12 protein-coding genes are annotated in these 16,275 nt (G+C 31.9%); 1 reads left to right on the top strand and 11 read right to left on the bottom strand.

Annotated features, from left to right (window positions below):
* Positions 1-284 precede the first annotated feature (284 nt).
* Positions 285-1,322 (bottom strand): [FeFe] hydrogenase H-cluster radical SAM maturase HydE, encoded by a 1,038-nt coding sequence (gene hydE, locus RR561_RS02070; protein ID WP_332505761.1) that lies wholly within the window; start codon positions 1,320-1,322, stop codon positions 285-287.
* Positions 1,323-1,961: 639 nt separating this feature from the next.
* On the opposite strand from hydE, the gene RR561_RS02065 reads away from it, so the two are divergent.
* On the top strand, positions 1,962-2,375 hold the full coding sequence (locus RR561_RS02065; RefSeq protein WP_332505760.1) for a hypothetical protein: 414 nt from the start codon (positions 1,962-1,964) through the stop codon (positions 2,373-2,375).
* Between the two features lie 175 nt (positions 2,376-2,550).
* Here the strand turns inward: RR561_RS02065 and rlmD are convergent, their stop codons facing one another.
* The 10 genes from rlmD to murB all read right to left on the bottom strand — a co-directional run bounded on the left by rlmD (position 2,551) and on the right by murB (position 16,208).
* Positions 2,551-3,909: a 23S rRNA (uracil(1939)-C(5))-methyltransferase RlmD gene (gene rlmD, locus RR561_RS02060; RefSeq protein WP_332505759.1), complete on the bottom strand. Its 1,359-nt coding sequence runs from the start codon at positions 3,907-3,909 to the stop codon at positions 2,551-2,553.
* A gap of 220 nt (positions 3,910-4,129) precedes the next feature.
* Entirely contained in the window at positions 4,130-5,869 is a 1,740-nt protein-coding gene (gene pyk / locus RR561_RS02055) for a pyruvate kinase (protein WP_332505758.1), read from the bottom strand.
* Between the two features lie 104 nt (positions 5,870-5,973).
* Entirely contained in the window at positions 5,974-6,942 is a 969-nt protein-coding gene (pfkA, locus tag RR561_RS02050) for a 6-phosphofructokinase (protein WP_332505757.1), read from the bottom strand.
* A gap of 394 nt (positions 6,943-7,336) precedes the next feature.
* On the bottom strand, positions 7,337-10,948 hold the full coding sequence (locus RR561_RS02045) for a DNA polymerase III subunit alpha (RefSeq protein WP_332505756.1): 3,612 nt from the start codon (positions 10,946-10,948) through the stop codon (positions 7,337-7,339).
* Positions 10,949-11,063: 115 nt separating this feature from the next.
* A complete protein-coding gene (gene whiA, locus RR561_RS02040; RefSeq protein WP_332505755.1) occupies positions 11,064-12,032 on the bottom strand; it encodes a DNA-binding protein WhiA in 969 nt (322 codons plus the stop codon).
* Positions 12,032-12,463: an NUDIX hydrolase gene (locus RR561_RS02035; RefSeq protein WP_332505754.1), complete on the bottom strand. Its 432-nt coding sequence runs from the start codon at positions 12,461-12,463 to the stop codon at positions 12,032-12,034. The genes whiA and RR561_RS02035 overlap by 1 nt, the downstream gene beginning before the upstream one ends.
* A 19-nt stretch (positions 12,464-12,482) precedes the next feature.
* A complete protein-coding gene (locus tag RR561_RS02030; protein WP_332505753.1) occupies positions 12,483-13,634 on the bottom strand; it encodes a gluconeogenesis factor YvcK family protein in 1,152 nt (383 codons plus the stop codon).
* Positions 13,635-13,646: 12 nt separating this feature from the next.
* The gene (gene rapZ, locus RR561_RS02025) at positions 13,647-14,510 is read right to left on the bottom strand and encodes an RNase adapter RapZ (RefSeq protein WP_332505752.1); all 864 of its coding nucleotides are present in this window, start codon (positions 14,508-14,510) and stop codon (positions 13,647-13,649) included.
* Positions 14,511-14,532: 22 nt separating this feature from the next.
* A complete protein-coding gene (locus RR561_RS02020; RefSeq protein WP_332505751.1) occupies positions 14,533-15,270 on the bottom strand; it encodes a PHP domain-containing protein in 738 nt (245 codons plus the stop codon).
* A gap of 17 nt (positions 15,271-15,287) precedes the next feature.
* Positions 15,288-16,208, bottom strand: a complete 921-nt coding sequence (gene murB, locus RR561_RS02015) for a UDP-N-acetylmuramate dehydrogenase (RefSeq protein WP_332505750.1) — start codon at positions 16,206-16,208, stop codon at positions 15,288-15,290.
* Positions 16,209-16,275 lie beyond the last annotated feature (67 nt).

Here is a 16,275-nt window from a genome sequence, read left to right as displayed (position 1 = left end):
TAACTCTTAACTCTTAACTCTTAACTCTTAACTCTTAACTCTTAACTCTTAACTCTTAACTCGATTTTAAATGTTTTCAATGGTAAAATCATTACTTATAAAAATTTTAGCTATAAGCTTCTATTTAAATTCCATTTTTAAATTTTTTTATTTTTTTGATTGTTTATTTTAAACTAGCACTGATTTAAATTCATCTTTTATACTATAATACCCTAATTTAAACAAAAAAATTCTCTAGCTAATTAATGTAGATAGAGAAACTTTTTTATTAATTTTATATGAACCTATAAGGCAAATATTTTTTCTCTAGAGCCCAGCTCTTTTGAAACTGTTCTTCCTATTGATGCTATTTTACCATTGATACAATTCCAGCACTGATTTGGAGTATCGTTAATACAAATTTTACCTGGATATATAGCATACATTCTTCTGTATTCTCCCTCTGTAATATTTGGCATTACGACATTAGCACCACTAGATAGAGCTATCATTCTTCCATTTTTATTGAGACTTTCCATTGCAGTTGTTGCAGGTATATTCGCATCTGGAAGCAGCAATCTCACCAAAGCCATTACTTTTAAGCTCATTTGGAAGTTTTCTACTTTCACATCTTTTAGCGGAGTATCTTCATTTGGTATAAATGGACCTAGACCTATCATATCTGCGTCTATCTCTTTGAAAAACAATATATCATCTGCAATAGATTCTAGACTTTGCCCAGGCAATCCCACTAAGTTTCCTGTTCCAACCTCATATCCCAAAGATGACAAATCTTTTAGGCATCTCATTCTTTCATCTTGACTCATTCCTGGATCAAGACTTTCATATAGACTCTTATCTGTAGTTTCTATTCTAATAAGGTACCTATCTGCTCCAGCCTCTTTGTAAGCTTTGTACTCTTCAAAAGTTTTTTCACCTAGACTCAATGTAACTGCCACGTTCAGTTTTTTAATCTCTCTTATTATATTTTGAAGAATGTCAACTGTATAGTATGAATCCTCACCAGATTGTAAGACTATACTTTTATATCCATATTCTGCTGCCTTTTTTGCCAAATCAAGTATTTCTTCTGGCATAATTCTGTATCTTTCAAGATTTTCATTTGACTTTCTTAGACCACAGTAAAGGCAATCTCTCTTACATATATTAGAAAACTCTATAATACCTCTTAGATGGACTTCTTCACCCATATATTTTCCTCTAACCTTATTTGCCGCTCTAAAAAGAGCAGCATCGATGCTATCATCCTTCAATAAGGATATTATTTCTTCTCTATTTAAAACATGATTTTTTTCAGCTTTTTTAATAAGTTCTATACTCATAAATGTTCCCCCATAAAGACAATCTTACAAATTAATTAATATTAAAATCTTGTATTAAATTTAAATATATTTAATACAATTTCAATTTATATTATAGCTATTTAATTTTGACATCTATATTCTATATTAGAAGTAAATAAAAGTCAATCTTTAGATTCATCCCACCATGCATTATTTCTATGAAACACTGATATTTTGATTAAATATAATGTAAAAATTATTTTTCACTTCTAAAGTATTACTTTTTTATACTTTTTTTATATATTTTTCTCTTCATATAACTTACCTTCTGTATTATAACTCTTAGTCGCTTAAAATCTCAATAGTATAAATCTTTATAATTGATTTAAATGTAATATATAATATGGATGTGCTTTAATATATATTAACCTAATAAAAGCTTGATATCATCCAAATTTAATCTTGTAAAATTTTTTTAATTTTTTCTTATATTATCTATTTAATATTAATGCATAATTTGTATAATATATAAAAATCTAATTAATTATTTTTGAATAATTAATTGTTCACAGAATTTTCAAAAATAATTTGACCTAGCATGAATAACAATGTAAAATGGAAGCAAATAACTTTGTAAAAATCTTTTGTTTTTCATTATTTTATAAGGAGGTACTTACTATGAAAAAATCTTTTAAAGCTTTGGCTATATTTTTATCAGTAGTTTTATCCGGAATATCTCTAATTAACCCTGTGTTTGCAGGCGAAATAAAATCACAGTATAATACTGATGAAATTTTATCTAATGAATTTTCTGGAGAATGCACTTTAAGTTTAGATAACAAATTTAATTACAATAATATCTATTCAATAAATGATGACTTCTATTATCATAAAAATCACTTCAGACATGATGTGCAAAGTATCAATTGTACAAACTATGTTTATCAAAGTCTAAGCTCTCAAAAAAAACATATGAGAGCGCACAAGAGCATGAGAGAACACAACAACATGAGAGAGCACAGCAATATAAGAGAGCACAGCAACATGAGAGAGCACAGCAACATGAGAGAGCACAGCAACATGAGAGAGTAGAAATTTGAGGATAAATATTTCACCCCCTCTCTTAACTATAAAACATTAAACACAGTAGAGAGAACTACCACTAAATGATGAGTATAACTGCAAGTATTATATAAATTAATAAAAAAGAAGTAGCTAAAAGCTACTTCTTTTTTATCTTTGTAACAATCTAAACTTATAGAAAACTCTAGTTCTTCTCTATAAGTGCTACACTCTCAATGTGAACGCTATGAGGGAACATGTCAACTGCTTGAATTTCCTTGCAAACAAATCCCTTTGCATCAAGATATTTAAGATCTCTGGCCAAAGTAGAGGGGTTACAGCTTACGTACACTACTCTATCGGGATTCATTTCTACAATTGTATCCAATACCTTTTCATCGCATCCCTTTCTTGGAGGATCCACAACTACAACATTAGCAGTTTTGCCATCTTTATATAATTTAGGTACTACTTCCTCTGCCTTTCCTACAAAAAACTCCACATTATCTATATCATTTAATTTTGCATTTTTATTAGCATCGTTTATTGCATCTTCAACTATTTCTACTCCAAATACTTTCTTAGCTTTTTCTGCTAGAAATAAAGAAATTGTTCCTATACCGCAGTAAATATCAAATACAGTATCTTCTTTAGATAGATTTGCATACTCAAGAGCCTTATTATATAAAACTTCTGTCTGAACAGGATTTACTTGGAAAAATGACAATGGACTTATCTCAAATTTGAGGCTTCCTATATTATCAATAATCTTACCCTCTCCATAAATATTTATATTTTTTCTTCCCAAAATAACATTTGTTTTCTTGTCATTTATATTTATAACTAATGTTTTGAATCCATCTATATTAACTTTTAAGGATTCTACTAATTTATCTATATTTGCTATTTCTTTCTTAGTTGCAACTAATACCACCATTACTTCTCCAGTAGTATAGCCTACCTTTGTTACTATATGTCTTAGTAGACCCCTGTTACTCTTTTCGTCATATATACTTATATTGTTTTCTTCTATAAATTCTCTTACTATTTCTATTACTTTGTCACTCTTTTCATGCTGAATCACACATTTATCCATATCTATTACATCATGGCTTTTCTTTTTATAAAAACCTATTTTTACTTTACCATCTATTTTTTGAATTGGAAATTGTGCTTTATTTCTATATCTAAAAGGTTCTTCCATACCTATTGCATCGTGTATTAATACATCTTCTAAATTACCAATTCTTTTAATATCTTGTCTTACTTCATCAGTTTTTATTTCTAGTTGTTTTTTATAATCAAGTTCTTGTATCTGGCAACCACCACAATTTCTATACTTCATAGAACAGACTCTATCAACTCTAAAATCTGACTCCTTTTTTATCTTAGAAATCACACCTTCAGCATATTTCTTCTTAGATTTCGTAATTTTGACATCTACTATTTCTCCTGGAAGAGCCGAATCTACAAATACTGTAAAGCCATTGTGTTTTCCTATTCCTACTCCACCTTGACCTATATCTACTATTTCACACTCATACTTTTTACCTTTTTCAAGCATTTTTACACCATTCCTTATCTATATTTAACTGTTTCCATTAATTATTAATATCGCCTTATATATTTTACTCTATAATCTGTATATATACTACTATATTTTAAATTTAGCTATGTCCATTTATTATAATATATATTTACAAAAATAAAAAGCCATTGTAAATATAGACACAATCCATATCACAACAGCTTTTATATTATCATAAATTATATTTTATATATTACTATCTTGTTATAGCACCACTTGATGGCTCTACTCTGATTTTTTCTCCGCTCTTAAGCTTAGTTGTAATATCATCTACAGATACTACTACTGGAGTATTTAAAGTTATACCTGCTATTGCAGCATGTGATGTCATTCCACCAGTTTCAGTTACTATTGCACTTGCCTTTTCAATATACTTAACCATATCTCTATCTGTACCTACAGTTACTAGTATATCACCTTCATTAAATTCAGGGCAATCTTCTCCTGGAATAACTACTCTTGCAACACCTTCAACTACATCATCGCCGATACCTATACCTCTACCTAAGAAGTCTGCTATTACACTTACCTTGATTAGATTAGTCTTTCCAGTCTTACCTACTGGAACACCTGCTGTAACAACTACTGTATCTCCAGAGCTTGCAAATCCTGCCTCTCTTGTAGCTAAAATAGAAGCCTTTACAACCTCATCTGTATTTTCTCCAAGATCACTTTTTACTGGATAAGTACCCCAGTTAAGTGATAGTCTTCTCATTACCTTGTCACTCTGAGTAGCTGCTATAATTGGAGCCTTTGGTCTAAACTTTGATACCATCTTTGTTGTATATCCTGAAGATGTACAAGTTATAATTGCCTGAGCACCTAAATCCATAGCTGTTGTACAAGTAGCATGGCTTATAGCATCTGTTACAGTTATACCTCTCATATATGCATGCTTTGATACTGTGCTATAGTCAAGTGTTTCTTCAGTTCTTATAGCAATTCTATTCATTGTTTTTACAGCTTCAATTGGATACTTACCTGCTGCTGTTTCTCCTGACAACATGATTGCATCTGTTCCATCATATATAGCATTTGCTACATCTGTTACTTCTGCTCTTGTTGGTCTAGGATTTCTAATCATAGAGTCCATCATCTGAGTGGCTGTTATTACTGGCTTAGATAATACATTACATCTCTTTATGATCATCTTTTGAACTATTGGAACTTCTTCACTTGGTATTTCAACACCCATATCACCTCTTGCTACCATGATACCATCAGATACCTGTAGTATAGAATTGATATTTTCAACGCCTTCTTGACTTTCTATTTTAGATATAATTTGAATATCTGAAGCATTATTTTCTTCTAATATTTTTCTTATTTCTATAACATCAGCTGCTTTTCTAACAAAAGAAGCTGCAATAAAGTCTATACCTTGTTCTATACCAAATTTGATATCAGATACGTCCTTATCTGTTACTGCAGGTAGATTTATCACTACACCAGGTAAGTTTACTCCCTTTTTAGAAGATACCTTTCCTGAATTTTCTACTGTTGTTATTATATCATTTCCCTTTATTTCCACAATCTTTAAAGCCACTAAGCCATCATCTATTAGTATAGTGTCTCCTACTTTCACGTCATCAATCATACCCTTATATGATACTGTACATCTATCTTTGTTGCCTATACAGTCATCCATTGTAACAACGAATTTTGCACCTTCTTCTAGTATTATTGCTTCTTCAAAGTCACCAGTTCTTATTTCTGGCCCCTTTGTATCTAATAATATTGCGATTGGTTCATTTAATTCTTCTCTTATTCTCTTTGTACGGTCCATTCTTTCCTTATGTTCTTCATGAGAACCATGAGAAAAATTGAATCTACAAACATTTAATCCATTTAATACCAATTGTCTCAATATTTCATCTGAATCAGTAGCAGGACCCATTGTACATACTATTTTAGTCTTCTTAAACTTTACCATCATAATCACCTCTAATTTAAACTAAGTTGAGTGTCTAAACCAAGATACTTGCACTCAATTTTATATTTCCATAATCATATTTCATATTAATTTATACCATTTAGTAACTATATAGATAGTACCTTTGCCATTTCATATATATCTACATTAAATTCTTTTTTCATAGATAGTGCTTCTTCAATATCCATATCTATGATCTTACTATCTTTCATACCCACAACTTTGCCTGATTCACCTTCTATTAAAAGTTCTACAGCCTTATTTCCTAATTTGCTTGCAAGTATTCTATCAAATGCAGATGGAGAGCCACCTCTTTGAACATGGCCAAGTACAGTTACTCTTACATCAGCGTCATCTTCTTCAGTTAATATTTCTTTAAGAGCCAAAGCACCACCATCAACGTCAGCACCTTCAGCTAATACAATAATACTGTGTTTTTTGCCTCTTTTTTGTGTTGTCTTTAATTTATTTACTATTTCATCGGTTCTTATTTCCATTTCTGGAACTATAATCGTTTCCGCACCACCTGCAAGGCCTGAGAAAAGCGCTAAATCTCCACAGTTTCTGCCCATTACTTCTACAATGTTTACTCTATCATGAGAAGATGATGTATCTCTAATTTTTCCTATAGCATCTAATACAGTGTTCATAGCTGTATCAAATCCTATTGTATAATCTGTATAAGCAAGATCATTGTCAATAGTACCAGGTATACCAATAGTGGCAACGCCTAGCTTACTAAGCATCTTGGCACCTGTAAATGAACCATCTCCACCTATTACAATTAAACTTCCTATTCCATAGTTTTCCAAAATCTCTACTGCTTTTTCTCTTCCTTCTGGAGTCTTAAACTCATCACATCTAGATGATTTCAGTATAGTACCACCTCTTTGGATAATATCTCCTACTGAAGACAGGTCCATTTCGATGAATTCTTCATCAAGAAGACCTTTATATCCCTTTTCAATACCGTATACCTTATATCCATAATATATAGCAGTTCTAACGACAGCTCTTATAGCTGCATTCATTCCTGGAGCGTCTCCTCCACTAGTTAAAATACCAATTGCTTTCATATATCTTCCTCCCATTGCATTAGCAAATAACTTAATCTATAACTAATTTACTCAAATCACATAACAATTTAATAAGCAATCTAAGTTTTTAAAGGGACTGTTTAAGACCCTGCCGTACACTCAGCAGCCCATAATGGTTAAAAAAATATTGCGATTGCATCTTTTGTTATTATAACATAAGATAGGGATTTAAAGAATAGCTTTACCATATTTTTACATTATTTTGAACACTTTTTGCCTTTTTAAATAAGGATATTGTTTTCATAACATAATTTTAATTTATTATATCTATTTCATAAAATAAAGTAAAGGTTAGTTTATAGTTATCAATGCTTACATTATTTGCATTAAAAAATAGACAGCAAATATAAATTTACTGTCTATTTAAATATTTTTATTTGATTATTATATCTGATTCTGGTAAAAAGTTAATTAGTTCATCTTTTACTTTTTCATCAGCATATACTCCTAATCCAGATAATTGGTAAGTTTTCTTACTTCCATTTTTGTTTTCATCAGTGGGAAATAATACAACTGTATCTGTACCTTGGTTTTTTCTAACTACTGAATAAATTTCGTTTACTAACTCTTCATCCTGCATAGAATCTATTCTTATAAAAAGTTTTTTACCTGTTCCGTTATTTCTTTTTTTGGTATTGTAATATCTAAATCCATTATCCTTTTTTTCTTCAAATGGACTATCATCATCTATATCCTTTATGTTATTTGCTATAAAAGATACATCATCATCGCCCCTAACACTCGTCTTGCCTTTAACCAAAATTATTGAGTCTTCATTTAATAAGTTTTGATATTTTTTTAATACATTTGGAAATATAACCATATCAATACTCCCAAATAAATCTTCCACTGTTATAAATGCCATTAACTCATTTCTTTTAGTAGTCATCATTCTTTTGGCTATTATCATACCACCTATAATATTATCTTGGTCATTTAGTTCTTGGAGCTTCTCTGGATCTTCTCTCAATTTATTGATTTCACCATTATCTATTGAAGTTTTTTTTGAAAGTAACTCTCCATATTCTGCTAGCGGATGCCCCGTAACATATACTCCTAATACTTCTTTTTCCATATCTAACCTTATTTTTTCTTTATATTCAGGAATAAATTTAAGAGGAACTTGTTCCTCTATAATATCTTCTTCGCTATCATCAGCAACTATTTCAAATAGGGAAATCTGACCCTCAACATTCTTTTTTCTATCGCTATTAATACTTTCCAACAAATCTTCAAAACCAAACATAAGAGTAGCTCTATTTTCTCCCATAGAATCAAATGTTCCACATTTTATTAAGCTCTCAATTACTCTCTTATTCGTTAGCTTTGAGTCCAACCTTTTGAGCATATTTGTAAAATCAGTAAAATCCCCGCCGTCTTCTCTTTCCTTGACAATACTATCAATGACATTTGATCCAACATTTTTAACTGCTGCCAAACCAAATCTAATGCATTTGTCATCAACAGAAAACTTTGAATAAGATTTATTTATATCTGGTGGTAACACATCTATACCTATTGCATCACATTCTCTAATATATTCTACTACTTTGTCAGTATTTCCCATAACTGAAGTCATAAGTGCTGCCATAAATTCAACTGGATAGTAAGTCTTTAGATATGCAGTTTCATATGCCAACACGCCGTATGCAGCGGCATGTGATTTATTAAAGGCGTATTTCGCAAAATCTATCATGTCATCAAATATCTGATTTGCAATATCCTCTGGCACTCCATTTCTTACACAGCCCGAGATTTCTATCTTCCCTTCATCATCTAGCTTACCATATATAAAATATTGACGCTCTTCTTCCATCACGTCCATTTTCTTTTTACTCATGGCACGTCTTACTAGGTCACTTCGTCCAAAACTATAGCCACCTAACTCTCTAACTACCTGCATTACCTGTTCCTGATAGACTAGACAACCATAAGTAACTTCTAATATTGGCTTTAATTTTTCATGAAGATATGTTACCTTTTCAGGGTTATGTTTACATTCTATATATGTTGGTATAGAATCCATTGGACCTGGTCTAAACAAAGATATTCCAGCGACAACATCTTCAAAACTATTCGGTTTTAGTTGCTTCATAAAGTTTCTCATCCCGCTGCTTTCTAACTGAAATACTCCTAGTGTATTTCCTAGTGCCAACTGTTCAAAAACTTTTTGATCATCATATTCCATTTTTGAGAAATCTATATGTTCAGTATATCCTTTTTTTTCTCTATTAAGCTCTATTAAATCAAGTGCATCTCTTATAACAGTAAGTGTTCTAAGACCAAGAAAGTCCATCTTTAATAGACCTAACTCCTCAAGTGTAGTCATTGTAAATTGAGTCGTTATTGAATCTTGATTCTTATATAGTGGCACATATTCATATACTGGATTTTTGGATATTACGACACCTGCTGCATGTGTAGATGCGTGCCTTAACATTCCCTCCATCTTTTTAGAAGTATCAATTATTTCCTTGACTTCTGTATCACTTTCATACATACTCACAAGGTTTGGATTGACATCAAAGGCCTTGTCTATAGTCATTCCAAGTGCAAATGGAATCTCTTTTGCTATAGAATCTACTTTATTATATGCTACATCCATTACTCTTCCTACATCTCTAATGGCTAGCTTGGCTCCCATAGTACCAAATGTTATAATCTGAGCTACATGATCTTTTCCATATTTTTCTTTTACATAGTCAATCACTTCTTCTCTTCTTTCATAGCAAAAGTCTATGTCTATATCAGGCATGGTCACTCTTTCTGGATTTAGAAAACGCTCAAACAATAAATTATACTTTATAGGGTCAATATCTGTTATATTGAGCGTATAAGCAACTATAGAACCCGCTGCTGAACCTCTTCCTGGACCAACCATTATATTATTTTTCTTGGCAAAATCTATAAAATCCCACACTATAAGGAAATATTCTATATATCCCATACTAGAGATTACATCAATTTCATATTCTAATCTATCAATCTCTTCTTTTGTAGGACTTGTATATCTTTCGTAAAGACCTTCATAGCACAATTTCTTTAAATATTCCAAAGGAGTAAGTCCATCAGGTACATCAAAAGATGGTATGTGGTAAGTATCAAAATCAAACTCTACATTACATCTGTCTGCTATTTTTAATGTATTATCAATTGCCTCTGGAGCAAATGGAAATAAGGACTCCATCTCTTCTCTAGACTTTACATAAAATTCATCATTTGGGAATTTCATTCTACTCGGATCATCTATAGTCTTTTGCATCTGTATACACAATAAAGCATCATGATTTTTGGCATCTTCCCTGTTTACATAGTGCGAATCATTTGTCGCTACCATTGGAATATCCAATTCCTTTGAAATTTTTAATATCCCAGCATTTACTTCCTTGTCTTCTGCTAGCTTATGGTCTTGTATCTCCAAAAAGAAATTATCTTTTCCAAAAATATCTCTATATTCAATAGCCAAATCTCTAGCTAGATCATAATTTCTTTGCAAAAGCGCCTTTGGAATTTCACCATTTAGGCAGGCTGATAGACATATTATTCCTTTAGAATACTTTCTAAGTTGTTCTTTATCCGTTCTAGGTTTGTAATAGAAGCCATCTACATAAGAGTCAGACACTATTTTTATTAAATTTTTGTATCCTTCATTATTTTCTGCTAGCAGTATTAAGTGTGATGAATACTTGTCTAGATTAGGGTCTTTGTCCTTCATAGATCTAGCTGCAATATATACTTCACACCCTATTATTGGCTTTATTCCTTCTTTTTTACAACTTTTATAAAAATCAACTACTCCAAACATAGATCCATGATCAGTAATTGCACACGAAGTCATACCAAGTTCTTTAACTTTTGGAATAAGCCATTTTAATCTAGAAAATCCATCTAGTAAGCTATACTCTGTATGAACATGTAGATGTGCAAAATCTTTATTTTTCGCAACTTTATTTTCTACTTTTTTGTCATTTAATAATTTACTCATTATATCCTCCTTTCTTCATTTTTAATTTAGTATACATTCATATATATTTTAAATTCATATTATTATTTTTACCACTAATTTTTTAATATTTCAAGCAAAAATAAGTCGCACGGACCTATCTAAATAGTTCTTCTGGTGCGACTTGATCTCTATAGCGATCTGCTATTTCTTCTATTTTTTTAAATCTATGATTTACTCCAGATTTTCCAAGTGGAGGATGTAGCTTTTCTCCTAATTCTTTGAGACTCATATCTTCATATTCCATCCTCAACATTGCAAGCTCTTGTAAATTCATTGGCAACTTACTTATACCAATTGTTTTCTGTATTATAAGTATGCTTTCAACCTGTCTTACAGCAGCATCTACCGTTTTTGATAGATTAGCTGTTTCACAATTTACTATTCTATTTACTTTATTTCTCATATCTTTGACAATTTTAGCATTTTGAAGTACAAACATCGCACTGTTAGCTCCCATTATTGTCAGAAGATCTGAAATCTGCTCACTTTCTTTGAGATAAACCACATGATTATTCTTTCTTTCCACTATTTTGGTATGAAATCCCATAGAATTTATTAAATCACTGAGTTCATATGAATAATCTTCATTATTTGTCACAAATTCCATATGATAATTTTTTTCAGGATCATTGATTGATCCACTACCTAAAAAGGCTCCTCTTATATATGCATTTGCTTCATCGGCCTCTCTCACAATTTCTGAAGGAACATCATTTCTAGGGAAAAAGCTATTTCCACTTTTCAATATTCCTAATCCGATCAGTAAATCACTTGCCCCCATTTCTGGAGTTACAGTGAGTACATAACTATTATTTCTTTTCAACATTTGATTTTTATTTACAGTGATACTAGTATTGATATCGAAGTTATTTTTTAACATCTTAAATACTTTTCTAGCTATTGCATTTAGCTCAGTAGTAATTTTAAGGCTTATCTGCATATTACCAGATAATTGTATTGTACCTGAAAGTCTTACAATTGCGGAGAGTTCAGCCAAATCTAGACGTTTTTCTTTGTTTTCTATTCTAGATAATTCATTTTTAGTATCTGTTGAAAAAGACATTACTTAGCATCCTTCTTATTTTCTTTTTCTATTTCTTTAAGAGCTACCTTTATTATTTCTTTCTCATCATCATATCTAGCAATATCTAAAACTCTGTCTATATGTACAAACTTAGCTTCTACAAATCCTTCTTCTCTCTGCGGTACTGTTTCCATATTTTTTGTATGCATTAGATACCAAAAGACTATTTTATGGACTCCCTTTTGGTGATCCCAGTTTTCCTTGTAAGTGTAATGTATCTCTCCTAAGTACTTTACTATACTGGCTTTTACTCCGGTTTCCTCTTTTACCTCTCTTAGGGCTGTTTGTTCATGATTTTCACCTTTTTCAACCTTACCCTTAGGTAAAACCCAGTCTCCGTTATATTTTCTCAGTAGCAATATAGTATTACCAAGGACAACTACACCACCTGCACTTACCTCTTCTCTCATAATATCACTCCTCACAAAATCAAATGTTGTTTGTATAACTGTGCTTTATTGCTATTTTCATTACAGAATTGGATACCAACTCTGCGTCATGTCTTATATATCCATTTTTTATTTCTATCAATTTTTGTTCTACGTATGTAATTCCCATTCTGTTTAATTCATCTTTTTGATCATCATCTAACAATACCAACTCTGCACCATCATTTGCATATCTTTCAAATACGCCTGCTGGGAGTCTTTCATTGTTTGCGACAACATAATCTATAAAGTTGATTCCTGCATGCTCTATTAGTACCTTTACGTGGTCCAAAACATCTTTGCCATCTGTTTCTCCAGGCTGAGTCATAATATTACACACATATATCTTTGGAGCCTTTGTAGTTGATAGTGCATCCACAACGTCATCCATCAGTATATTGGGAAGAATACTTGTATATAAACTTCCTGGTCCAATTACTATTGTATCTGCATTTTTTATTGATGAGATTACTTCATCTAATGGTTTTACGTCTGTTTTATCTAGACTCATTTTTTTAATCTTAGTGTCCATTTTTTTTGCTTCAGTAGGTATATTGGATTCACCTTTTATAACCTTACCATTTTCTAGTTCGGCTACCAAGTTAATATCGTCCATTGTTACTGGCAATACCCTACCTGTTATAGCAAAGATTTGACTCATTTTGTACACTGCTGTTTCAAAATTATCATAAAGTCCAGTCATAGCAGCTATAAATAAGTTTCCGAAGCTTTGACCTTTTAAGGCTCCTTCTGGAAATCTATACTGCATCACTTCATTCATAGTTGGCTCAATATTTGCAAGTGCCAAGAGACAGTTTCTGATATCTCCTGGTGGTAGCATTCCTAGATCCTCTCTTAGTGCTCCAGATCCTCCACCATCATCTGCAACAGTTACTATTGCCGTAATATTCTTTGTAACATGTTTTAAACCTCTCAGAAATACTGATTGGCCAGTTCCTCCACCGATTACCACTACATGTGGTTCAAATATTTTTTCTTCCATCTTTTGGAAAGTCATTTGACTTTGACGTAGTGTTTTTCTATATAGTTTTAAGAACTTATATGAAACATAGAGAGCTACTATAAAAGCTACGACTCCCAAAAATGCAAGAAGTGACAATACTAGTTCCACGCCGCTTATTTGTATCTGCATCTTCTTCCTCCATTAATCTAACTTTGAATCTCTGTGCTTCTTTACCGCTCTATATCCATGTTCACACAAATAATCATATGTAAAATTGGTAATTGTTACTGATCTATGTCTTCCACCAGTACAACCTATACCAATTACTAAGTGCTGCTTTCCTTCATTGATATACTGTGGAATCAAAAAATCCAACATATCAAATAGTTTGTCCAAAAATTCATGGCTGATGTCTGAATCCATAACAAAATCTCTAACTTCTTCATAATCACCCGTTTTTGGTCTTAATTCAGGGACATAGTATGGATTTGGTAAAAATCTTACATCAAATACCAAATCTGCATCAATTGGAAGGCCATATTTAAATCCGAAAGAAACTACTGATATAGTTATATTAGGACTTTCCAATCCATCACCTGAATCGTACATACTGGCTATTTCAGCCTTTAAATCCTTTGGTTTCATATTACTAGTATCTATTATCATATTAGAATATTTCTTCAAAGGTTCCATTATTACTCTTTCTTTTTTTATACCGTCTGGTATTTGAGCATTCGTTGCAAGAGGATGATTTCTTCGAGTCATTTTGTATCTTTTGATCAATACATCATCATCGCAATCCAAATAGATCATATCATACTTGTAATTGGCTGCACTCAATTGCTCTAAAGCAGTGTTTAAAGCTTGGAAGAATTCTCTTCCCCTTATATCTATTCCCAAGGCAACCTTATCAATATTTGAATTTGCCTGAAAGAATAGTTCTGCAAAGTTTATTATCAATGCTGGAGGTAAGTTGTCCACACAGTAAAATCCCATGTCTTCCAATGCATTCATCGCTTCACTTTTTCCAGATCCAGACAGGCCTGTTACTATTACAAACTTCATTATTTATTCCCCCAATCATCTATTATATTTTTATATTTACAATTCTATTTAAATCTAGTTGTGCTTCTTTTGCTATTGCTATAGCCCTATCGAAGTTTGCTATATTTTTAGGATCGTGTGCATCAGATCCTATAAAAAACTTGATATCTCTATGCTTTATCTGTCTTATCATATCTGCACTCAATCTATTATGGTGTCCATTTATTTCAAGACCGGTACCTGTTTGTTCAGCTACCTTAGCTATTTCTTCTATATCTACCCTTCCTTTATCACCAGGATGAGTAATATATAATAAATCATTATTCTTCATAGCATTTACCACAGATCTTGTATTGTAACTTTTAGAAAAAAAACCTTTAGTAATGAAATTATCTATGTGATGAAAAAGTGACTTTAAAGATGTTGGCTTTGATCCAAAGTGGTAGCCAGCTAAAACATAGTCAAAATGTTTTTTCATATCATCTGGCATATCAATTCTTCCACTATCATCTAATATGTTACACTCCATCCCCATCAGTATTTCAATTTGTGGATATTTCTTGTTTAACCTATCTATTTCATCTCTTTCCTTTTTTGCATTTTCCTTAGAAAGACCATAAAATGCATGATTAAATCCATGTTCTGAAATTCCTATTTTGTCCAATCCTTTTTCCAAAGCTGCCGATACATTATCTTCAACTTTTCCTGTTGCGTGCCTTCTGTTGTCATTACCACCACAGCTAAATATAGTGTGATTATGGTAATCTGCAAGAATCTTCATAAGTATTCACCTCCAGATTACTCTTTATCCTCCCCAAGAATCTTTACCTCTTCCTCAAGCTGTACACCATGGATATCGTAAACTCTAGTCTTGACATGCTCTATTAGACTTATTATGTCATTAGCTGTAGCTCTATTGCTATTTATAACAAATCCAGAGTGTTTTTCAGATACCTGTGCACCGCCTATTGATGCCCCCTTAAGGTCTGAATCCTGTATCAACTTACCTGCAAAATATCCTTCTGGTCTCTTAAAAGTAGAACCTGCACTTGGATATTCTAATGGCTGTTTGCTTCTTCTTTGATACGCTAAATCGGCCATTTTTTCTTTTATTTCTTCATAATTTCCTTCTTCTAACTCTATCACTGCAGATATAGCTATTTTCTTTTCATCAGTAAGTCTACTGTGTCTATATCCAAAGTTCATTTCTTCATTAGTATATTCTGTTACATTTCCCTCACAGTCCATAAGTCTTGCTGACTTCACTATGTTCTTCATTTCGCCACCATATGCTCCAGCGTTCATTGCTAGGGCTCCACCTAAAGATCCTGGTATTCCTGATGCGAATTCAAATCCAGTTAGAGATTCTTTCATTACCTCTCTTCCTATTATTGATAATAGTGCTCCTGTTTGGACTGTTACAAGCTTTCCATCTATTTTATAATCACTGAAATTATCTGCTAGCTCTATTACCAGCCCTCTAAATCCACCGTCTTTTATTAATATGTTAGTACCGTTCCCCTTTACAAAGAATGGTAATTTATTTTCTGTAGCAAGCTTAAATACCGCCTGTATTTCTTCTTCCGTTCTAGGTCTAACCAAAATATCCGCTGGCCCGCCTACTCTGAAAGAAATATGGTCTTTCATTGGCTCATCTATAAATATTAAATCTTCATTTAGTATTCTTCTTAAAGATTCGTACACTTCCTTCTTATCCATCATATCCTCCTTTCGTATTTTAAACAATACATACCAACTTATATAATATCTAAAATATGTAAAAATA

The sequence above is a fragment of the Peptostreptococcus sp. genome (genome assembly GCF_036639115.1).
Taxonomy (GTDB): Bacteria; Bacillota; Clostridia; order Peptostreptococcales; family Peptostreptococcaceae; genus Peptostreptococcus.
The sequence above is the reverse complement of the archived record's forward strand: the minus strand, read 5'-3'. Positions and strand labels throughout refer to the sequence as shown.

Coding starts and splice junctions, on each gene's coding strand:
- hydE (WP_332505761.1), bottom strand. CDS start 1,322: ATGAGTATAGAACTTATTAAAAAAGCTGAAAAAAATCATGTTTTAAAT.
- RR561_RS02065 (WP_332505760.1), top strand. CDS start 1,962: ATGAAAAAATCTTTTAAAGCTTTGGCTATATTTTTATCAGTAGTTTTA.
- rlmD (WP_332505759.1), bottom strand. CDS start 3,909: ATGCTTGAAAAAGGTAAAAAGTATGAGTGTGAAATAGTAGATATAGGT.
- pyk (WP_332505758.1), bottom strand. CDS start 5,869: ATGATGGTAAAGTTTAAGAAGACTAAAATAGTATGTACAATGGGTCCT.
- pfkA (WP_332505757.1), bottom strand. CDS start 6,942: ATGAAAGCAATTGGTATTTTAACTAGTGGAGGAGACGCTCCAGGAATG.
- RR561_RS02045 (WP_332505756.1), bottom strand. CDS start 10,948: ATGAGTAAATTATTAAATGACAAAAAAGTAGAAAATAAAGTTGCGAAA.
- whiA (WP_332505755.1), bottom strand. CDS start 12,032: ATGTCTTTTTCAACAGATACTAAAAATGAATTATCTAGAATAGAAAAC.
- RR561_RS02035 (WP_332505754.1), bottom strand. CDS start 12,463: ATGAGAGAAGAGGTAAGTGCAGGTGGTGTAGTTGTCCTTGGTAATACT.
- RR561_RS02030 (WP_332505753.1), bottom strand. CDS start 13,634: ATGCAGATACAAATAAGCGGCGTGGAACTAGTATTGTCACTTCTTGCA.
- rapZ (WP_332505752.1), bottom strand. CDS start 14,510: ATGAAGTTTGTAATAGTAACAGGCCTGTCTGGATCTGGAAAAAGTGAA.
- RR561_RS02020 (WP_332505751.1), bottom strand. CDS start 15,270: ATGAAGATTCTTGCAGATTACCATAATCACACTATATTTAGCTGTGGT.
- murB (WP_332505750.1), bottom strand. CDS start 16,208: ATGGATAAGAAGGAAGTGTACGAATCTTTAAGAAGAATACTAAATGAA.